The organism is Allocatelliglobosispora scoriae, assembly GCF_014204945.1.
Taxonomy (GTDB): Bacteria; Actinomycetota; Actinomycetes; order Mycobacteriales; family Micromonosporaceae; genus Allocatelliglobosispora; species Allocatelliglobosispora scoriae.
The window spans coordinates 1,936,119-1,956,274 of sequence record NZ_JACHMN010000002.1; the positions used below are offsets into that span (position 1 = coordinate 1,936,119).

The 20,156-nt window shown below is 69.9% G+C and carries 14 protein-coding genes; 7 read left to right on the plus strand and 7 right to left on the minus strand.

Features of this window, described 5'->3' with window-relative positions; translation table 11 throughout:
* Nucleotides 1-103: 103 nt before the first annotated feature.
* On the minus strand, nucleotides 104-2,386 hold the full coding sequence (locus F4553_RS14395; RefSeq protein ID WP_184836232.1) for a thiamine pyrophosphate-dependent enzyme: 2,283 nt from the start codon (nucleotides 2,384-2,386) through the stop codon (nucleotides 104-106).
* Between the two features lie 57 nt (nucleotides 2,387-2,443).
* Here F4553_RS14395 and F4553_RS14400 point away from each other — a divergent pair, with 57 nt between their 5' ends.
* On the plus strand, nucleotides 2,444-3,337 hold the full coding sequence (locus F4553_RS14400) for a metallophosphoesterase family protein (protein WP_184836234.1): 894 nt from the start codon (nucleotides 2,444-2,446) through the stop codon (nucleotides 3,335-3,337).
* 93 nt (nucleotides 3,338-3,430) lie between these two features.
* On the opposite strand, the gene F4553_RS14405 is transcribed toward F4553_RS14400, so the two are convergent.
* The gene (locus F4553_RS14405; protein WP_184836236.1) at nucleotides 3,431-5,005 is read right to left on the minus strand and encodes a mucoidy inhibitor MuiA family protein; all 1,575 of its coding nucleotides are present in this window, start codon (nucleotides 5,003-5,005) and stop codon (nucleotides 3,431-3,433) included.
* Nucleotides 5,006-5,098: 93 nt separating this feature from the next.
* Between F4553_RS14405 and F4553_RS14410 the strand changes: the two genes are divergently transcribed.
* The 3 genes from F4553_RS14410 to F4553_RS14420 are packed head-to-tail and all read left to right on the plus strand — an operon-like array spanning nucleotide 5,099 to nucleotide 7,292.
* Nucleotides 5,099-5,557 carry a GbsR/MarR family transcriptional regulator gene (locus F4553_RS14410; RefSeq protein WP_184836238.1) on the plus strand — a complete coding sequence of 153 codons (459 nt, stop codon included), beginning with the start codon at nucleotides 5,099-5,101 and terminating at the stop codon, nucleotides 5,555-5,557.
* Between the two features lie 20 nt (nucleotides 5,558-5,577).
* On the plus strand, nucleotides 5,578-6,504 hold the full coding sequence (locus tag F4553_RS14415; protein ID WP_184836240.1) for an ABC transporter ATP-binding protein: 927 nt from the start codon (nucleotides 5,578-5,580) through the stop codon (nucleotides 6,502-6,504).
* Nucleotides 6,501-7,292 carry a DUF2705 family protein gene (locus F4553_RS14420; protein ID WP_184836243.1) on the plus strand — a complete coding sequence of 264 codons (792 nt, stop codon included), beginning with the start codon at nucleotides 6,501-6,503 and terminating at the stop codon, nucleotides 7,290-7,292. The genes F4553_RS14415 and F4553_RS14420 overlap by 4 nt, the downstream gene beginning before the upstream one ends.
* A 107-nt stretch (nucleotides 7,293-7,399) precedes the next feature.
* On the opposite strand, the gene F4553_RS14425 is transcribed toward F4553_RS14420, so the two are convergent.
* Together F4553_RS14425 and F4553_RS14430 are read right to left on the minus strand one after the other, a co-directional pair.
* On the minus strand, nucleotides 7,400-7,738 hold the full coding sequence (locus F4553_RS14425; protein ID WP_184836245.1) for a DUF4190 domain-containing protein: 339 nt from the start codon (nucleotides 7,736-7,738) through the stop codon (nucleotides 7,400-7,402).
* 67 nt (nucleotides 7,739-7,805) lie between these two features.
* Entirely contained in the window at nucleotides 7,806-10,370 is a 2,565-nt protein-coding gene (locus F4553_RS14430) for a glycoside hydrolase family 9 protein (protein ID WP_376776216.1), read from the minus strand.
* Between the two features lie 307 nt (nucleotides 10,371-10,677).
* On the opposite strand from F4553_RS14430, the gene aceE reads away from it, so the two are divergent.
* Nucleotides 10,678-13,410, plus strand: coding sequence for a pyruvate dehydrogenase (acetyl-transferring), homodimeric type (gene aceE, locus F4553_RS14435; protein WP_184836247.1), 2,733 nt, complete (start codon nucleotides 10,678-10,680; stop codon nucleotides 13,408-13,410).
* A 142-nt stretch (nucleotides 13,411-13,552) separates the two neighbouring features.
* Here the strand turns inward: aceE and F4553_RS14440 are convergent, their stop codons facing one another.
* Nucleotides 13,553-14,944, minus strand: a complete 1,392-nt coding sequence (locus F4553_RS14440) for a pyridoxal phosphate-dependent decarboxylase family protein (protein ID WP_184836249.1) — start codon at nucleotides 14,942-14,944, stop codon at nucleotides 13,553-13,555.
* A gap of 26 nt (nucleotides 14,945-14,970) precedes the next feature.
* Complete coding sequence (locus F4553_RS14445; protein ID WP_184836251.1) at nucleotides 14,971-16,833, minus strand: FHA domain-containing protein; 1,863 nt, start codon at nucleotides 16,831-16,833, stop codon at nucleotides 14,971-14,973.
* Nucleotides 16,834-16,976: 143 nt separating this feature from the next.
* Between F4553_RS14445 and F4553_RS14450 the strand changes: the two genes are divergently transcribed.
* A complete protein-coding gene (locus F4553_RS14450) occupies nucleotides 16,977-17,381 on the plus strand; it encodes a YjbQ family protein (protein WP_184836253.1) in 405 nt (134 codons plus the stop codon).
* A gap of 180 nt (nucleotides 17,382-17,561) precedes the next feature.
* Here F4553_RS14450 and F4553_RS14455 read toward each other — a convergent pair whose 3' ends face one another.
* The gene (locus F4553_RS14455) at nucleotides 17,562-18,209 is read right to left on the minus strand and encodes a ThuA domain-containing protein (RefSeq protein WP_184836255.1); all 648 of its coding nucleotides are present in this window, start codon (nucleotides 18,207-18,209) and stop codon (nucleotides 17,562-17,564) included.
* Between the two features lie 77 nt (nucleotides 18,210-18,286).
* On the opposite strand from F4553_RS14455, the gene F4553_RS14460 reads away from it, so the two are divergent.
* Nucleotides 18,287-20,041, plus strand: coding sequence for an ABC transporter ATP-binding protein (locus F4553_RS14460; protein ID WP_184836257.1), 1,755 nt, complete (start codon nucleotides 18,287-18,289; stop codon nucleotides 20,039-20,041).
* Nucleotides 20,042-20,156 lie beyond the last annotated feature (115 nt).

Below are 20,156 nucleotides of genomic sequence, written 5' to 3' on the forward strand. Positions count from 1 at the left end.
TTCTTTGTCTCGGGGTCGCCCGGCAACATACCGGACAACGCGTAGTTCACACAGTTCTAGCGTCCAGCGCAAGTGCAACACCGACCAGTTCGCAAACTAGGAGTTACGCCGCGAGTATCGCCCGTGCGCTTGACATGATCTGATCTTCGCTGACGAGGACCGTCTTCGCAGCATGTCCGAGCGGAATAAATGTGTCAGCAGCGGCGACCCGCGTCACCGAGCCGACGTAGCCGGAGTCGATCAGCGCCGCGAGCACGCCCTCCGCTACCCCTCCTGACCTGCGGGTTTCGTCGACGACGAGGACCCGGCCGGTGGCGGAGGACTCGCGGACGATGTCGGCGACCGGCAGCGGGGCGAGCCAGCGGAGATCGACGACCCGGGTGCCGACCCCCTCCTGGGCGAGCCGGGCGGCGACCCGCAGGGACATCCGGAGCCCGTTGCCAAACGTGATCATGGTGAGAGCATCGGCACTCCCCACCCCGTAGACGCGGGCCCGGCCGATCGGCACGTGGGTGGAGCCCCAGCGCCGGGGGTCGGGGTAATCCGAGAGCCACTCACCATCGCCGGACTCGTAGAGATCACGGGTGTGATAGAGCGCGATCGGCTCCAGGAAGGCACAGACTGCGCCATCCACGGCGGCGGCCGTCAGGCACGTCCGCAGCATCGCCGCCGCGTCGTCGGCGCGGGCGGGGCAGGCGATGACGAGCCCGGGGATGTCGCGGAGCACGGCGATCGAGTTGTCGTTGTGGAAGTGCCCGCCGAACCCCTCCTGGTAGCCGAGGCCCGCGATGCGCACGACCATGGGGTTGCGGAAGCGCCCGCCGGAGAAGAACTGCATCGTGGCGGCCTCGCCCCGGAGCTGGTCCTCGGCGTTGTGCAGGTACGCCAGGTACTGGATCTCCGGCACCGGCACCATCCCGGCGAGCCCGGCCCCGGCGGCGAGCCCCAGGATCGACGTCTCGTCGAGCAGCGTGTCGAAGACCCGGTTGACGCCGAACCGCTCGCGCAGCCCCTTCGTGACGCCGTAGACGCCGCCCTTCGCCGCCACGTCCTCGCCGAAGAGCAGCGTCTCCGGCATCGTGAGCAGCGCGTCGGCGAGCGTCGTGTTGATCGCCTGGGCGAGGGTCTGCGGTGCGGTGGGGTGCGAGCGCTGCATGGCGAGCGGCCCGGCTGCGCGCTCCCCCGCCTCGGCGATGGCCCGGGCGACCCGGACCGGTCGGCGCGGGGCGAGCGGGGCCGTCACCTCGGCGGACGAGGCCAGCTTGGGCTCGCGGATGACCTCCTCGGCGGTCCGGCGGACCTGCCAGCCGACCTCGTCGTAGCGGGCCAGCAGCTCCTCGGGCGAGATCAGGTCGGCCTCGATCAGGCGTCGGGCGGTCGCGACGAGGGGATCGCGGGCGAGGTCCGCCTCGATCTCCCGGGTGCTGCGGTAGGCGATCTCCGCGTCGGCGCCGGCGTGGCCCATCAGGCGCACGGTCTTGAGGTGGAGGACGGCGGGGCGGCGCGTCGTGCGTACCCACTCGGATGCCTGGAGGGTCGCGGCATGGACGGTCACCGCGTCGCAGCCGTCCGACTGGAAGTAGCGGACCCCCGGCCGGGAGGAGAGCGCGGCCTCGACCCACCCGTCGGGCGATCGGACGCTGATGCCGAGCCCGTTGTCCTCGCAGACGAAGAGGATGGGCAGTTTAAGGCCGGTGTGGTCGATCCAGCCCGCCGTGTTGAAGGCGGTGGTGGCCGAGGCGTGGTTGACCGACGCGTCGCCGAAGGAGCAGACCATGAGCGCGTCGGCCGGCCACGGCGTGGTGACGGGTGCGGTGCCGAGTGCGCTCGCGACGCGGCCCTCCAGCTTGGAGCCGTTGCCGCCGCGCCGGGACCGTTCCAGGGCGAAGGCGAGCCCGACCGCCCGGGGCAGGTGCGACGCGATCGTGGAGGTGATCGGGATGATGTTGAGCGAGTGGTGGCCGAAGACCTTGTGCCGGCCGCCCGCGATCGGCTCCAGACTGGACGCGACGGTGCCCCGGAGCACGTCGCGCACCGGATCCATGTCGGGCTCGCCCGCCTGCCCGGCCCGCAGGCAGTAGAAGGCGCCCGAGCGGTAGTGCAGCATCGCCGGGTCGGTGTGGCGCAGCGCGGCGGCGACGGCGGCGTTGCCCTCGTGTCCGGACGAGCCGATCGTGTAGAAACCCTCGCCGAACCCGCGCAGCCAGCGGGCGGCGAGATCGAGATGACGGCTGGTGACCTGCGCGTCGAAGATCCGCAGCAGTTGCGGCGGGGTCAGTCCCCAGCCGCCCACCTCCAGGGTGCTGCCGGCATCGGGCTTGAAGCCGGTGACGGTGGTCCGGAACCGCTCATCAAGATCCTGAGGGGTTGTCATGCCAGCCAGCATGACCCACCCGGCGCGGGCTGACCACCCCGAAGCGGATCATGCAGTAGAACTGAACGCGTGAAGCACCGCCTGACCTCGGCCTTCGTCTGCACAGCGCTGGCTGTCGCATTACTGATCACACCGGCGAGCGCGCCCGTCGCGGCCGCACTGCCGGATCCGGTGCTGGTGGCCGCGGGTGACATCTCGACCTGCTACGGCGACGGCGACGCGGCGACCGCGCTGCTGCTCGACCGGATCCCCGGCACGGTCGTGTCGCTCGGCGACCACGCCTACCCCTACAGCAGCGCGGAGCTGCTCACGACCTGCTACGACCGCACGTGGGGTCGACACAAGGCCCGGACCCGGCCGGTGGTCGGCAACCATGAGTACAAGGTGGGCGGCGGCAAACCCTACTTCGACTACTTCGGCGCGGCGGCGGGCGACCCGACCAAGGGCTACTACTCCTATGACCTGGCCGGATGGCACGTCGTGGCGCTCAACTCCAACTGCCTCATCGTCGCCTGCGCGGCCGGATCGGCGCAGGCCCAGTGGCTGCGGGCCGACCTGACGGCGAGCGCCGCGCGGACGTGCCAGATCGCGCTGTGGCACGCCCCGCTCTTCACCTCGGGCAAGGAGCACAAGCCGGAACCCGCGATGCGGGACCTCTTCCAGATCCTGGTCGACTTCGGCGTCGAGGTGAACCTGACCGGCCACAACCACCACTACGAGCGCTTCGCCCCCCAGTTGGCGGACGGCACCGCCGATCAGGCCCGCGGGGTCCAGGAGTTCGTCGTGGGCACGGGCGGCGCGAGCCACTACAGCTTCCTGCCGACCCCCAAGCCCAACTCCCTGGTACGCGAGAACGCCACCCACGGCGTCCTGGCCCTGACCCTCCACCCGACGACATACGACTGGCGCTTCCACGGCATAGAGGGCCCCTTCACCGACGCCGGCACCGCCCCCTGCCACTGACCCCCCCAAATTCGCGTTGATCAAGGGAAGACTCGCCGCATATCGGACACCCGACATGGTGAGTCTTCCCTTGATCAACGCGAATTTGGGGGCTTACTCGCGCCAGCCGGTGATGGTGGCGTCCTTGGGGTGGTCTACTCGGAAGGCCATCGTCAGGGTCGTTTTGGCTTCTGGGGGGAGGGTCAGGGTCCAGGTGATCTCGCCCAGATCCGTTTTCTCGGTGGGGGCGGGGGTGAGGCGGACGTCGGCGATCTTGATCGTCTCGTCGCGGCCCACCGGGATCTGGTCCAGGACCGTGATCCTGGCCTCGCGGCCGGTGTGGTTGCCGATCTTCGTGCGGTATTCGAGCTCCACTCGACGGTCGGAACCCAGCATCTGCTTGGTCACGGCTCGCTTGACCAGCTCGCGCTCGACCCGCACCCGATCCGTGAGGCCGAGGGCCAGCTCGCGCTCCTCGCCGGGCGCCCAATTCTCCACCTGGGTACGCGAGACGAACTCCCCGCCGTGGAACAGCGAGCCCAGACCGGGGCGCAGCGCGTGCTGCGAGGTGTTGGTGACCGTGGCCCGCAGGTAGGTATCCGTCGAGACGACCGGGGCACTGACGTAGTCGACCACGGCCGGCAGGTCGAAGACGGCGAGCGTGACCTGCTCCCCGCTCCCGTCGCCGGGGATCGCCACGGGGTGCTCCGGGCGGTAGACGACGGCGGCGGTCGTCTCGTTGACCTCCATGACGGCGGTCTTCGCGAGCATCGGAGCCGGGGCCGCAGCGGCGGGCGGGGCTCCCGCGAAACCGTCGGCCGAGGCGGCCATCGTCATCCGCATCGCCCGCGCCTGCGGCTGCGGCACGGGTGGCGGGGTCCACCGGGACAGGAACCACGGGTCGAGCTTCGGGATGCCGACCCGGCCGCTCGCGGCGGCGGTGGACAGGCGCAGCTCGCACTCCGGCCAGTCCTCACCGGTGTGCTGGGACACCTCGGCGTACCAGGTGACGGCGAGGGTGTCGCCCTCGAGGCGCAGGTCGTAACTGGACTCCCAGCCGACTCCGTAGACCTCGTAGGTCAGGTCCAGCTCGATCTCACCGTCGGCGTCGGCGGCGAGGCGCACCTCGACGAAGTGCTGGTCGGGCATGTACTGCTGGGGCAGCTCGTGCAGCTCCCGCTGGACGGCCGCCATCTCTTCGGTGAGGCGGTCGCGCAGCCGGACGGTGGCGCGCTGGCGGGCCTTGGTCTGCACCACCTGCTCGGTGATCGAGTCGGCGAAACCGAACGCGGTGGCGGGGTCGCCCTCGCCGGTCGCCATGGCCCGGGCATAGCTCGTACCGGCCCGCTGGGCGAGCCGGTCGATGAAGGTGAGCCGGGCTTCGAGCGCCTGCTCCTCGTCCTCCAGCGCGGCGAGCTGCACCTCGAAGTCCCGGACGCGCTCCTCCAGCTCCGCCACCCGGGGGTCGGTCTGCCGCGCCTGGCGACGCAGGGTGGTGGCGACGCCGAGGATGGTGGCGGGGCCGCGCCCGGCGACCCGGACGGACTCGGTGTTGATGGTCTGCGGCAGCGGGCCGAGGTGCACGCGCTCCTCGCCTGCCGTGAGCTGGGCCGCTACCCGACGGGTCACCCGTGCGGCGTCGGGATAGACGGTGACGGCAACGATCGGTGGCTCAAGCTGGATGGACATCGCTCGAGGTTATCCGGCTCGCACCACTTGACGGCCGACCGGGCGCGGGTTTTCAATATTTAGAGAGTTCTGAACGTTCAGAAGGTAGGAACCATGGACATCGACGACGAACGGCGGTACGCCGAAGATGTCGGCCTGACCCTCGGCCTGATGGGTCTCACCCCCGCATACGGCAAGCTCCTGGGCTGGCTGCTGATCTGCGACCCGCCTGCGCAGACCAGCACCCAGCTCGCCGAGGCGTTGGGATTGTCGAAGGGCTCGGTCTCCACCGGCATGCGCATGCTGGAGCAGATCGGGATGGCCCGGCGGGTCAGCCTGCCCGGGCAGCGCGGACACGCCTACGAGATGACGCCGGACGGGATGATCCGCGCCACCGACACCGGCGACAAGTTCCGCATCATGTGCGACCTGATGCAGCGCGGGCTCGACCTCATCGTCGACGAGCAGAGCCCCCGCGCCCAGCGGCTGCGGGTCACCCGCGACTTCTACGAGTTCATCGCGGCCCGGGTCCCCGACCTGGTCGCCGAGTTCAAACGAGCCAACGACATCTAGTTCTGGAGAAGGGACGCACGATGGCTGACTCACCGGCCATCGAGGCCGAAGGACTGATCAAACGGTACGGCTCCGGCCGCACCGCGAAGACCGCCCTGACCGGCCTCGACCTCACCGTGGAACGAGGGGAGGTCTTCGGCTTCCTCGGTCCCAACGGCGCCGGCAAGACCACCACGATCCGCCTCGTCCTCGACCTCATCCGACCCACCTCGGGCCGACTCGCCGTGCTCGGCGGCTCACCCCGCGACGCGGTGGCGACCCGCGCGAGGATGGGCTACCTCGCGGGCGACTTCGTCGTCAACGGCCGACAGACCGGCCGCGAGCTGCTCACCTACCTGGGCCGGTTGCGGGGTGGCGTCCCGGCGGCCCGGATCGACGAGCTCGCCGGGCGCCTCGACCTCGACCTGTCCCGCCGGATCGGCAGCCTCTCCAAGGGCAACCGGCAGAAGGTCGGCGTCGTGCAGGCGTTCATGCACTCCCCCGAGCTGCTCATCCTCGACGAGCCGACCAGCGGCCTGGACCCGTTCCTGCAGCAGCAGTTCGTCGAGCTGGTCCAGGAGGCGAGCGCCAACGGCCAGACCGTCTTCATGTCGTCGCACGTGCTCAGCGAGGTGCAGCAGACCTGCCACCGGGTCGGCATCATCCGCGACGGCTCGCTCGTCACCGTCGCCGATGTGGACCAGCTGCGCGAGCAGGCCCAGCGCCGGGTCGAGCTCGTCTTCGCCACGACGGTCACCGCCGACGACTTCGCCGCGGTCACCGAGCTGCGCGACGTGACCGTCACCGACTCCCCCGCCGGCGGCAGCATCCTGCGCGGGCACCTCTCCGGCAGCCCGGACTCGCTGATCAAGGCGGCGGCCCGGTACGACGTGACCGGCCTGCTCGCCGAGGAGCCCGAGCTGGAGGAGCTCTTCTTCAGCTACTACGAGCGAGGAGCGCAGTCGTGAACGTCTTCCGCAAGCACCTGCGGGACAACCGGCGGGGCTACCTCGGCTGGACCGTCGCGCTGGCCGCCGTCGCCGCCATGTACGCCTCGTTCTGGCCCTCGCTCGGCGGCAACGCCGACATGGCGAGCGCGATGGAGGCCCTGCCCCCGGCGGTCAAGGACGCCTTCCACATGCAGGACATCACGAGCGCCTCCGGGTACTTCGGGTCCAGCGTCTTCGGCATCCTGATCCCCGTACTCACCACGGTTTTCGCGATCGGCACGGGCGTCAGGGCGATAGCCGGCGACGAGGAGTCGGGGACCCTGGACCTGACGCTCGCCCACCCGGTCTCCCGGGTCGGGCTGGCGCTGCAGCGCTTCGCGGCGATCGTGGTCGCGCTGCTCGCGGCGACGGCGGCGATCCTGGCGATGCTGCTGGTGCTGCGGTCACCGGCCGAGTTCACCCAGCTCAGCGTGGGCAACCTCGCCGCGACGAGCTTCCAGCTGGCCCTGCTGGGGATCTGCTTCGCGTCGATCGCCTTCGCCCTCGGCGCCTTCACCGGCCGGCGGACCCTGGCGCTGGGCACGACGGCCGGGCTGGCGGTCGTCACCTACCTCGCGGATTCGTTCCTGCCGCAGATCAAGGGCTTGGCCTGGACCGAGCGCTTCTCCCCCTACAACTGGTATCTGGGCGGCGAACCCCTGGTCAACGGTGTCCAGTGGGCCGATGTGGCGCTCCTGATCGCGGTCTCAGCGGCGGCGGTGGCCATCGGCACCTACCGCTTCACCAAGCGCGACATCGCCGTCTGACCACAAGATCGTCGCAACTCTTCAAGAGTTGTGCTTAAGGCCTGGCGGCCTGAAGCGACAACTCTTGAAGAGTTGCGACGATCTTGGCTGCGCGGGGAACGCAGGGATCAGAGGGCTTGGAAGAAATCGGTGAAGTCGCGCACGATCCGGGCGGTCTGGGCGGGAAAGAGCGCCGGGTAGATCAGCGCGTTGGGGAGCAGCATCACGTACCCCAGGATCAGACCGGTCACGGCCATTCCCCGCCCGGGACGCGCACCGTAGCGGGTCGCCTTCAGGCCGACGTGGCCGCTGATGATCGCGAAGAGCGCCATCAACCCGCAGGAGAACCAGCCGATGAAGACCGCGAGGATGCCGAAGACGAGCGCGTTGATCGCACTCGCCGCGGCCGGTCCCGTCACCGGTGTCGGGAACACCGACGTGCCCGGGCTCCCATAGGGATATGTCATAGCGTGATTATGCAAAAAATGCGGCCGGTGTGGGGCGACTCCCACACCGGCCGCATCTAACCCCCGATCAGCCGGTGCAGGACGCACCGTTCAGCGTGAAGAACACGGGATTCGGGTTGGCGAACAGGCCCGGCTTGCCGATGAAGCCGAGGTACGCGGAGGCCCCCGGCACGAGCTTGCCGTTGTAGCCCAGGTTCGTGGCGGTGACGGTCGGGCCGGACTGGCTCGTCGTCATCCCCCAGGCGCTGTCGATCGACTGACCGGTCGGGAACGACCACTTCAGCGACCAGCCGTTGATCGTCGTGGTGCCGGTGTTGCGTACCACGATCTCGATGTTGGAGCCGTCGGCCCACTCGGCGTGCTTGGTGTAGGTCACCGAGCAGGACGAGGCGGCCGGGCTGCCACCGGCGCCCTGGTCGGCGAGGAACGCCGAGATCCAGGCGAGCGGGGCGTTCCAGTTGACGGTGAGCTCGTTCGTCGACCACGACTCGATGTCGTCGATGTAGCAGAACTGCGCCACGCAGCCGACCAGCTTCTGCTGCGCCACCGGGTCCTGGATGGACGAGTTGGGTCCGCCCGAGAGCGTGCCCTTCGGCGGGTTGGGCAGGTCCGGGTTGAGCTGGTGCGAATACCACCGGCTGTGCTGGTTGTGCGAGTTGACCTCGCCGTAGCCGGTCACGTAGCTCATGTTGAGCGCGTTGCGGCCGAGCAGGTAGTCCATGCCCTCGACCACGCCGTTGCGGTAGGTCGCCTGCCCCGTGATGTCGTAGGCGGCCGCCACGACGATCAGGTTGTTGGCGACGAGCGCGTTGGAGCCCCAGTCGAAGGCGTTGCCGTTGGGTGCGTAGGCGATGGCGTAGCCGTTCGCCGCCTGCGCGGCGAGGTAGCTCTGCGCACCGGCCACGACCGAGGCCCGGATCGCGGCCCGGTTGGGGATGGCGCTGGGCAGCAGGGCCAGGTCGAGACGGCCGAGCCCGGCGGTGTGGCCCCAGTCGAAGCCGCCCGCGCCGAAGACCGGTGCGGTGTGCAGCGGCGACGCGAGCAGGTAGTTCTTGAACTGCGCCTCGCCCGTGGTCAGGTAGAGCTCCGCGGCGGCCCAGTAGAACTCGTCGGTGACATCGGTGTCGTCGTAGGGTCCGCCGCCGACACCGCCGGCGGGTGCGTAGACGGCGGGGTGTGCCAGCGCCGCGGTCCACGCCTTGCGGGCGGCGGCGAGGTTGCGCTGGGCGAACGCCTTGTCGTAGGCGGCGTAGACGCGGGCCGACTGGGCGGCGGTCGCGGCCAGGTTGAGGGTCGCCGCGGTCGACGGCGGGTGCAGGTGCCGCTCCTGCGGGTCCAGGTTCGGCAGCAGCGGCAGGCCGGTCCAGTTGTCGTCGTGGATCTTGTGGTGGACCATGCCCGCGAGCGGCTTGCCGGCCGGGACCTGCATGCTGAGCAGGAACTCCTGCTCCCAGCGGGCCTCGTCGAGGATGTCCGGGACGCCGTTGCCGCTCTCGGGAATGTCGAGCTCCCCGTCGGTGAAGCCGCCCGAGCGGGCGTAGGAGGTGCGCTCGAACTCGTTGACCAGCTGGAAGACGGAGATGCCGCCGTTGACGACGTACTTGCCGTGGTCACCGGCGTCGTACCAGCCGCCGGCCACGTTGAGCGAGTAGTCGCACGTGCCGGGCAGGCACGCGACGGAGGTGTCACCGGAGTTCGGCGCCACGCCGACGTGCCCGGCCGGGCGGCCGTAGCCGGGGCGCAGGGCGTTGTCGATGGCGATGCCGGAGCGCTGCGGATAGTAGAACTTCAACGCATCCGTCGCCAGGCTGTCGTAGAGGTCGGCGCCGATGTCGAACGGTCGGCTCGTCTCCCCGTCGGCACGCAGGGTGTAACCGGTGCCCGCAGTGGCGTACCCGCTGAAGTCGATCGTGTGGATCGCCTGGCCGGAGGTGGCGTCGAGACCGCGCGGCGCGGTGACGCCGCTCGCCACGACGGCGTCGGCGGCGCTGCGCAGCTCCCAGGCGACCCCGGCGGCGGCGTCGGTGACGACGGTGGCCCGCTTCGGTCCGGCGGTGAGGTAGCCGACCTGGTTGACCCGCACGCGCGGACCGGTGTCGGGGACGTAGACCTCGGGTGCCGCGCCGCCCTTGAGCGACACGTTGTCCACACAGAACCGCCACGGCGCGGCGCTGCCGCCGATCTGGAACGCGACCTGCGCGTTGGGCAGGCTCACCGGCGCGGTGAAGGTGTAGTCGTAGGTGGCGCTCGCCTCACTCACCGTCGGGGTCGCGGAGAGATACTGGGTGTACGGGTCTACGGGCAGCTGGACCAGCATCTTCGCCGGTTTCGCCGGGCTGCCGGTCGCGTCGACCGAGAAGGCGTAGGTCTCCCCCGCGACGAGCGGGATGTCGTTCTGGCCGATGATCACGTCCCACGGGTTGCTCGTGCTGCCGGGGATGTCGGCGCAGAGCCGACCGCCGCTGGAGTCCAGCGTGATGTTGCCGGTCCCCCACCACGGGGCGTGACCGGAGTCGAAGGTGCCGTTGATGATCTGCTCTGGCGGGTCGGCGTAGGCGGTGCCGGACGCCGTCAGACCGCCCGCGAGCAGGGCGAGCCCGGCCAACGGGACGAGACGGAGGGGTGTGCGCACTGGGGGGTTTCCTCTCGGAAAGGAAGCGGGGTTGCGCGAGTTGATGTTGGGAGCGCTCCCAATCCATCACGACGAATTATTGCCAACTCGTTTCCGGGGTGTCAACCGGCAGAAAGCTCGATTCGACAGATCATTTCGATTCGGTCGAGCCGAGGCGCCCCAGGCTGCCCCGGCACGAAGTTACTGGTCAGTATGCGTGTCGCGAATCGCATCGGGTGCCCGTAAGCGTGACGAGATGCCCCTCCGAGAGGCAGGATGACACCAAACGCAACAGACTTGTAGACCACACAAACGCGAGGGAACGCCTGTGTCCACCGAACGCAAGCGCCCGGTCATCAGCGACGGCCTGCCGAGCCAGCTACCGGACATCGACCCGCAGGAGACTGCCGAGTGGGTCGAATCGCTCGACGGAGTCATCGACGAGCGCGGCGCCAAGAGGGCCCGCTACATCATGCTGAGCCTGCTGGAGCGCGCCCGTGAGCGGCAGGTCGGCGTCCCACCGCTGACCACGACCGACTACATCAACACCATCTCCACCGAGCGGGAGCCCTGGTTCCCCGGCGACGAGGCCGCGGAGCGACGCATCCGCGCGTTCATCCGGTGGAACGCCGCGATGACCGTGCACCGCGCGCAGCGGCCCGGCGTCGGCGTGGGTGGGCACATCTCGACCTACGCGTCGTCGGCCTCGCTCTACGAGGTCGGCTTCAACCACTTCTTCCGGGGGAAGAACCACCCCGGCGGCGGCGACCACATCTTCTTCCAGGGTCACGCCTCCCCCGGTATGTATGCCCGGGCCTTCCTGGAGGGACGCCTCACCGAGCACCAGCTCGACGGCTTCCGCCAGGAGCTCACCCACCCCGGCGGCGGTCTGCCCAGCTACCCGCACCCGCGCCTCATGCCGGACTTCTGGGAGTTCCCGACCGTCTCCATGGGAATCGGCGGCATCAACGCCGTCTACCAGGCGCGGTTCAACCGCTACCTGCACCACCGGGGCATCAAGGACACGTCGCAGCAGCACGTCTGGGCATACCTGGGCGACGGCGAGATGGACGAGCCCGAGTCGCTCAGCGCGATCGGCCTCGCCGCCCGCGAGGAGCTGGACAACCTCACCTTCGTGATCAACTGCAACCTCCAGCGGCTCGACGGGCCGGTCCGGGGCAACGGCAAGGTCATGCAGGAGCTGGAGTCCTACTTCCGCGGTGCCGGGTGGAACGTCATCAAGGTCGTCTGGGGTCGCGAGTGGGACCCGCTGCTCGCCGCCGACACCGACGGTGCGCTGGTCAACCTCATGAACACCACGCCCGACGGTGACTACCAGACCTACAAGGCCGAGTCCGGCGCCTATGTCCGCGAGCACTTCTTCGGGCGCGATCCCCGCACCCGCAAGATGGTCGACCACATGAGCGACGACGAGATCTGGGGCCTCAAGCGGGGCGGCCACGACTACCGCAAGCTCTACGCCGCCTACAAGGCTGCGACCGAGCACACCGGCCAGCCGACCGTCATCCTCGCCAAGACCATCAAGGGCTGGACGCTGGGCTCGCACTTCGAGGGCCGCAACGCCACGCACCAGATGAAGAAGCTGACCCTGGACGACCTCAAGGCCTTCCGCGACCGGCTCTTCCTCGACATCCCGGACTCCGTGCTCGAGGCCAACCCCTACGAGCCGCCCTATTACCACCCGGGCAAGGACAGCGACGAGCTCGCCTACCTGCTCGACCGGCGCAAGGAGCTCGGCGGGTCGCTCCCGTCCCGGCGTACGGTCACCAAGCCGCTGACGCTGCCCGGCGACGACCTCTACAAGGACATGAAGAAGGGCTCGGGCAAGCAGAAGGTCGCCACCACGATGGCCTTCGTCCGCCTGCTCAAGGACCTCATCCGCGACAAGAACATCGGTGCCCGCTGGGTGCCGATCATCCCGGACGAGGCACGCACCTTCGGCATGGACTCGCTCTTCCCGACGCTCAAGATCTACTCCCCGCACGGCCAGACCTACACCTCGGTGGACCGGGAGCTCTTCCTGTCCTACAAGGAGTCGACCGCCGGGCAGATCCTGCACGAGGGCATCAACGAGGCCGGCTCCGTCGCGTCCTTCACGGCTGCGGGCTCGGCGTACGCCACGCACGACGAGCCGATGATCCCGGTCTACATCTTCTACTCGATGTTCGGGTTCCAGCGGACCGCCGACAGCCTCTGGGCCGCCGCCGACCAGATGACCCGGGGCTTCCTGCTCGGTGCCACCGCCGGGCGCACCACGCTCAACGGTGAGGGCCTCCAGCACGAGGACGGTCACTCGCTGCTCATCGCGGCGACCAACCCGGCCGTGGTGACCTACGACCCGGCGTTCGGGTTCGAGATCGCGCACATCATGAAGGACGGCCTCCGCCGGATGTACGGGGACGACCCGGAGAACATCTTCTACTACCTGACGGTCTACAACGAGCCGATCTTCCAGCCGGTCGAGCCCGAGAACGTCGACGTGGAGGGCATGCTCCGGGGGCTCTACCGCTACGCACCCGGCACCGGCAAGGGACCCAAGGCGCACATCCTCGCCTCCGGCACCGGCATGCAGTGGGCCCTGCGGGCCCAGGAGCTGCTCGCACAGGACTGGGGCGTCTCCGCCGACGTCTGGTCCGCGACGAGCTGGACCGAGCTTCGCCGCGACGCCATCGAGGCCGAGGAGCACAACCTGATGCACCCCGAGACGCCGCGGGTGCCCTACATCGAGAGCAAGCTCGCCGATGCCGACGGCCCCAAGGTGGCGGTCTCGGACTGGATGCGGGCCGTGCCGGACCTCATCTCCCGCTGGGTCCCGGGCGACTACACCTCGCTCGGCACGGACGGCTACGGCCGCTCCGACACCCGGGCGGCGCTGCGGCGGCACTTCCACGTGGACGCCGAGTCCATCGTGGTCGCGACGCTGGCGCAGCTCGCCAAGCGCGGTGAGGTGGCCGCGACGGCACCCGCCGACGCCTACCGGAAATACGCGATCGACGACGTCCTCGCCGCTCCGGCGGGCGAGACCGGCGGCGACTCGTAAGCAGCACCGTGCACGACGAGGGGCCCGCGCTGGTGCGCGGGCCCCTCGTGTCATCTGCGCTCACCTCGCGTGATCGCGTTGTTTCCCGGAAACAGCCCCCTCCACCTCGCTCGGAGGGGGCTATTTCCCGGAAGTAATGCGATCAAGCTGCGAGTGCAGCGGCGCGGATGATGCCCAGCGCCTCGTCGACGTGGCTGCGGTGGGTACGGTGGCTCAGCACGCACAGGCGCAGCGCGTAATCGCCGTTGATGCGGGTGCTCGTCAACGCCACCCGGCGGCTCGCGTGGATGCGCTCCAGGAGCTGCTGGCTCTCCTTCTCCCCGCCCGGCGCCCGGAAGGTGTGCACGGTCAGGTCCGGCTCGCTGGTGGCGATCACCGGCAGCTCCCGCAGCTCCCGGCGGACCACCTCGGAGAGGTCCAGCTTCTCGTCGAGCTCCGACCGGAAGGCGTCCACGCCGTAGAGGTGCAGCGGCAGCCACAGCCGCAGGCCGCGGAAGGGGCGGGTCAGCTCCGTGCCGTGGTCGGCCCAGTTGGGCAGCTCATCGCCGAGGGCCAGGTCCTGGAGGTAGTCGGCGTCCATGCTGTGCGCGGATCGCAGCAGGCGCGGATCGCGTACCAGCAGGATGCCCGTGCTGTAGGGCATGAAGAGCGACTTGTGCGCGTCGAGGGTGATCGAATCGGCCTGCTCGATGCCCGCGAGCTTGACCCGGCCGCGTGCCGTGAGCTGGAACGCCCCGCCGTAGGCGGCGTCGACGTGGAACCACAGCCCGTGCCTGCGGGCGACCTCGGCGAGGTCGGCGAGCGGGTCGATCGTGCCGGTGTTCGTGGTTCCCGCCGTACCGATCAGCAGGAACGGCCGCAGCCCGGCTGTCCGGTCCGCGGCGATCATCTGCTCGGCGGCGGTGGGATCCATCCGGAAGTCGGCGGTGACCGGCACCAGGCGTACCTGGTCGGGGGTGAACCCGGCGATCATCGCGGCCTTCGCCACCGAGTGGTGCGTGTGCTCGGTGACATAGAGCGTCCCGGTCCGGTCCGGCCCGCCCAGCCGGTGCTGCCGTGCCGTGACCAGCGCCGAGAGGTTGCCGCTGGAGGCGCCGCTGCTCAGCACCCCGCCGGCGGTCGGCGGCAGGCCGAAGACGGAGCAGAACCACTGGATCACGCCGTGCTCCATCGCGACCAGCTTGGGCGCCATCGCGCCCGAGCCCGTGTAGCGGTTGACGGTGGCCGCGAGCAGCTCCGCGAGCGCCGAGGCGAAGAGGCCGCCGCCGGGAAAGTAGGCGTAGAACCCCGGACTCACCGTCTCGGCCGCCTGCGCCGCCGCGTCCCGGAAGGTGGCGAGCAGGTCGTCGAGGTCACCCGGCCGGTCGCCGGGCGGGGCGAAGAGCTCGGTCAGCTCGCTCGCGGGGAAGTCGAGCGGGGCGGTCGGCGCGGTGTCGACGGAGCCGAGGAAATCGGTGACGAGCGAGGTGGCGGCGGCCATCATCGCCGCCACCTCGTCCCGACCCGGCTCCATGGCTGGATGGCGATTGGACATGCCGGTCACTCCTGGTGGCTCAGGGATCAGCGAGGCATGGGCGCGGCGAGCTCGGCCGGCATCTCGTCGCGGTCCTCCGGGTGCGAGTCCTGCAGCGGCGGCAGCGGGAAGGCGTAGCGGCGTCCCGGGTACATCACCGGCCGACGCCAGTCGGAGTGGTCCAGCGGCAGCAGCGAGTGGCGGTGCCGCCGGGTGGCGTCGATCGCGGCGGCCCGGTCCGAGGACTCCTTGCCGCTCGCGCGGGCGATCTCCTCGATGCGCGCCGAGCCGAAGTTGATCGGGGCGGCCTGGCTGAACTCCTGGGCGCTGACGTGCAGCCAGTCCTCGGTGTCGGTCTTGATGCCGTCGGCGAGCCGCCGGATCGCCGGGGCGGGCTCCACCCCGTCCAGCCGGTCCTGCCAGTAGTGCAGCACCCGTACGCCGTGCCCGACCATGCCGGTGATCGCGCCACCGCTGGTCATGAAGTGGCCGTTGCCGAACGAGTCGCCGCCGACGACGCCGTTCGCCGCCACCAGGGCGTCGGCGCCGATCCGCTCGATCATGCTGAAGAGCTTGGGGCCGTAGCCCATCTGCACCTGGGCGAGCTCCTTCTTCGGGATCTCCAGGATGTGCGCGCTCTGCTCCAGGTAGAAGTCGCGCATCAGGTGCTGGTAGCCGGCGAAATACTCCGGGGAGTTGCGGTCGGTGCCGGCCGGGACGAGGCCCGCCCGGATCGGGTCGAAGGCCTTGAAGTCCGGCACCTGCACCAGGACCCAGCCGACCGCCGGGTCGCCCTCGTGGCCCACGGCGATCTGGCGCACCCAGTACTCGTTGCCCTGGCTGTCGAACTCCGAGGCGATGCGGCGCCGCAGCCGGCCGTCGACGAGCACGTCCATCAGCCCGGCGAGGTAGTCGGCCTGCGCGACGACGGGTCCGCGACCGTCCTCGTGGTCCACGAGCACATCGCTCTGCTGGAAGCCGAGCCGCCGCGCGTCGGTGCTGTCGAAGCCCTGGGCGATCATGAAGAGCTCCGGCACGCCCAGGTCGATCACGCCCGACCCCGGTGCGCGTACCCGGCGGAATTTGCCCTTGTAGTCGAGCTCGCGGATCGCTTCGATCCGGACTCCCTTGCGCCCGCCGGGCCTGTCGACGAAGCCGCCGCCGCGCGAGCCGCGCCGGAACAGGCGCCGCAGCCGGCCGCCGCCCTCCTCGTCGGCGTCGGGGATGACCCGGTGGCTGGTGAACAGGCGGACCCGGGGCACGGCGACGCCGCTCGCCAGGTCCATCCGCTCGATCTCCTCCAGGTAGCGGCGGAGCAGGATCAGCACGTCGGCGGCGCGGGCCTGGAACATGGACGGTCCGTCGAGGACCTCCGCCATGCTCCCGCCCATCCGCTGCGGGTCGGGCCCCGCCGGCGGGCTCGGCGGATCGAGCACGGTGATGATCCGGTGCGGCCCGCCGTCCTTCCAGCGGTCGTCGATGAACTCGGTGTGCTCGATGGTGCCGACGATGCGCGCGTCGGCGTTCATCGAACCGAGAAACCCGCTGACCAGGTCGTCCGCGGCGACCGGACCGGCCGGCCAGTCGGAGCGGTACATGCTCTCGGCGAGCAGCAGCAGTCGGCCGTCGCCGCGGCGGGGGATCCCCTGCTCGCCGTAGCGCTCCATCATCATCTGGTCGATGAGGCCGAGGTGGTGGTAGAGCTCCTCGCGGATGTTCCAGTGCACGCCGAGCGAGGGGCAGACCCGGATGTCGACGCCGACGGCGCGCTTGCCCATCGCGACCGACCAGAGCATCGCCATCATGTTGGTGCCGCCGAGGCCCAGTGCCAGGAAGTCCGGGTCGCGGACACCCTTCAGGTCCACTTCCTGATCACCCTGGTCGATGCGGACGAAGTCGAGCTCGTCCACTGCTTTTCTGCTTTTGCTCATTGCGTATTCACCACGTCCACCTGGAAAAATGCGCCGAATGTAGATAATGCATCGACATATATCGTTGATCTATGGCGCGGGGAACCGCACCCTCTGGCGTGCGCTGCCCTAGGGTGGTCGGCGTGGAGAGCATCCTGATCACGGTTCGCACCGGGTCCCGGCCCAGCGTGACGGACCTGACCGACGAGGCGGCCGGATTCGTCGCCGGCAAGGGTGACGGGCTGCTGCACGTCTTCGCGCCGCACGCCACCGCCGGGATCGCGATCATCGAGACCGGTGCGGGCAGCGACGACGACCTGCTCACCGCACTCGACGACGTGCTGCCGACCCACGACCGCTGGCGGCACCGGCACGGCTCAGCGGGTCACGGCCGCGATCACGTGATGCCCGCCTTCATCGCGCCCCATGCCACGCTGCCGGTCCTGGGCGGTCGGATCGCTCTGGGCACGTGGCAGTCGATCTGCCTCGTCGACCCTAACGGCGACAACCCCACCCGCCAGGTCAGATTGAGCTTCCTGGCCGGCTAGCAGGTCCCGCGCCGTCGGCTGATCTCGTAATCTGCCGCGGAGCGTATCGACCTGGAGGTGTCATCGCGGCGCGACCGGTTCTCCCTGAATTTTAATGCTGGACACGCCGTCCACAGTGCAACAAAGGTCAGGAAGCTGAGCTTCCTGACCTTTGTTGCGGATTTCTCGGCGTGTCCAGCATTAAAATTCAGGGCGGGCGGCCCAGAGCAGGCCGCGCTCGGTGATCGTGCGGATCTCGGGGACCTCCAGGTCGGGCAGGTGGTGGCCGACCGTGCTGACGAAGACCCGGCCCCTGCCCCACCGCCGGGTCCAGACCGCGGGGTGCGTCGTCGGGCGCGACCACGGCTCGCCGGGCTCGACCGGGAAGGTCACCGTCGCGAGCACGTCGCTCGCCGGATCGGCGAGCAGCCAGTAGCGCTCGGTGTTGAGCGCGACCCGGTCGATCCCGGCCACGATCGGGTGGTCGGCGACGACGACCAGCTCATGCTCGACGAAGTCGCCCGGGTGGCAGACGAAGCAGGCCCCGGTCATCCACTGGTAGCCCCGATCCGCGAAGGCCGCGACCACGCCGCCGTGCCAGCCGCCGAATCCGGTCCCGGCCGCGACCGCTGCGCGCAGCCCGGCCGACTGGTTCGCCGTCAGCTCACCGTCGGTCCAGCACTGCACGATCAGATGGGTACGCCGCAACAGCCCCTCGTCGAGGTAGACGTCCAGATCCTCGGCGATCTCGACGTCGAACTCGGCCGACCGCAGAAACGGCAGGAAGCTCTCGGTGGTCCGGACGGGCTCGTGGAACTCCGCCCCGCCCCGGACGATCAGCGCACGCATCCGCGCAGAGTAACCGTTTTCCACGCGGCGTACCAGCGCAGCGGCATACTTACCGGGCGGCAGGTAGACTCGCGCGCATGCCTCCTGAGCCAGCGCAGCCCAAGGTCGGACTTCGCACCCTGGGTCCCTACGTCCGCGCGCACCGAGGGTCCCTCATCGTCGTCGGAATCCTCTCCCTGATCACCGCCGGCGGCACGCTGATGCAGCCGCTGCTCACCCGGGATGTCCTCGACGCCCTCGGTGCCGGCGACCCGATCGGCCGGGCCGTCGGCGCCCTCGTCGCCGTGCTGCTCTTCGTGGCCGCGCTCGACGGGATCCGCTCCTACCTGCTCCAGCGCACGGCGGAGGGGCTCGTCCTGACCGCTCGGCGCCGACTCGCCACGCACCTGCTGCGCCTGCCGATCGCCGAGTACGACGGTCGGCGTACCGGTGACCTCCTGTCGCGCGTGGGGGCCGACTCGACGCTGCTGCGCGCGGTCGTGACATCGGGGCTCTTCGAGACCGTGACCGGCGCGCTGATGGTGGTGGGCGCGGCGACCGCGATGATCCTGCTCGATCCGGTGCTCTTCGCGGTGACGCTGGGCGGGCTCGCGATCGGCCTCGCCGGCGGCGTCTTCTTCGCCCGCAAGGTCCGCGGGATGTCGGCCGACGCGCAGGCCCGGATCGGCGAGATGACCTCGGCGGTCGAGCGGGCGATCAGCGCGGCCCGCACGATCCGGGCCAGCCGCGCCGAGGAGCGCGAGACGGCGACGGTCGTCGAGAGCGCCCGCCAGGCCTACGACGCGGGGCTGCGCATCGCGAAGCTGCAGGCGATCCTCGGCCCGGCGATGGTGACCACGGTGCAGGCGTCGTTCCTGCTGGTCCTCGGCGTGGGCGGCGCCCGGGTGGCGAGCGGCACGATCTCCGTCGGCGACCTGGTCGCCTTCATCCTCTTCGTCTTCTTCCTGGTGATGCCGCTGGGCCAGGCGCTCAACGCCTATACGCAGCTCCAGGCCGGGCTCGGCGCGCTGGGCCGGATGGAGGAGATCCTGGAGGTGCCGCTGGAGGCTGCGGTCCCGCTGCGAGGATCGGCCGCACCGAGCCCCGGTGCGCCCGCCGTCGAGTTCCGCGATGTCTCCTACGGCTACGCGACCAGCGCCGACACGGTGCTGCGAGAGGTCACCTTCACCGTGCCCGCCGGGACCAGGACCGCCCTGGTCGGCCCCTCCGGTGCGGGCAAGTCCACGCTGCTCTCCCTGGTGGAGCGCTTCTATGAGATCGACTCCGGCGAGTTGCTGATCAACGGTGTCGACGTGCGGGCACTGCGCCACGACGAGCTGCGCGCGCAACTGGGCTATGTCGAGCAGGAGGCACCCGTGCTCGCGGGCACGCTGCGGGAGAATCTGCAGCTGGCGACCCCTGCGGCGACCGATGCGCAGATGCTGGACGTGCTGCGCGCGGTCAACCTGAGCGACCTCGCCGAGCGCACCCCGCTCGGCCTGGGCGAGCAGGTGGGCGAGGGCGGGGTCCTGCTCTCCGGCGGCGAGCGGCAGCGGCTGGCGATCGCGCGGGCGCTGCTGTCGAAGCCGCCGATCCTGCTGCTCGACGAGCCGACGAGCAACCTCGACGCCCGCAACGAGATGGCGCTGCGCTCGGCGATCGACACCGTCTCCACGGGCCGGACGCTGCTGATCGTGGCGCACCGGCTCTCGACCGTGGTCGACGCCGACCAGATCGTGGTGCTGGACCAGGGCCGGGTGGTCGCGACGGGAACTCACACGGAGCTGCTGACGAGCAGTGCCCTCTATCGCGAGTTCGCCGAGCACCAGCTCCTCGTCCCGGCAGCCGCCTGACGCGGCGATGATCGCGCTGTTTCCCGGAAGCAACGCCCTCGCACACCTGCGGAGGGGCCACCTTCCGGGAAACAGCGCGATCATGCCCGTTTTAGCACCAACTCTTGAAGAGTTG

Excerpts from the sequence above, each read along its gene's own strand:
- F4553_RS14395 (WP_184836232.1), bottom strand. The coding sequence starts at position 2,386 with ATGCTGGCTGGCATGACAACCCCTCAGGATCTTGATGAGCGGTTCCGG.
- F4553_RS14405 (WP_184836236.1), bottom strand. The coding sequence starts at position 5,005 with ATGTCCATCCAGCTTGAGCCACCGATCGTTGCCGTCACCGTCTATCCC.
- F4553_RS14410 (WP_184836238.1), top strand. The coding sequence starts at position 5,099 with ATGGACATCGACGACGAACGGCGGTACGCCGAAGATGTCGGCCTGACC.
- F4553_RS14415 (WP_184836240.1), top strand. The coding sequence starts at position 5,578 with ATGGCTGACTCACCGGCCATCGAGGCCGAAGGACTGATCAAACGGTAC.
- F4553_RS14425 (WP_184836245.1), bottom strand. The coding sequence starts at position 7,738 with ATGACATATCCCTATGGGAGCCCGGGCACGTCGGTGTTCCCGACACCG.
- F4553_RS14440 (WP_184836249.1), bottom strand. The coding sequence starts at position 14,944 with ATGTCCAATCGCCATCCAGCCATGGAGCCGGGTCGGGACGAGGTGGCG.
- F4553_RS14455 (WP_184836255.1), bottom strand. The coding sequence starts at position 18,209 with ATGCGTGCGCTGATCGTCCGGGGCGGGGCGGAGTTCCACGAGCCCGTC.
- F4553_RS14460 (WP_184836257.1), top strand. The coding sequence starts at position 18,287 with ATGCCTCCTGAGCCAGCGCAGCCCAAGGTCGGACTTCGCACCCTGGGT.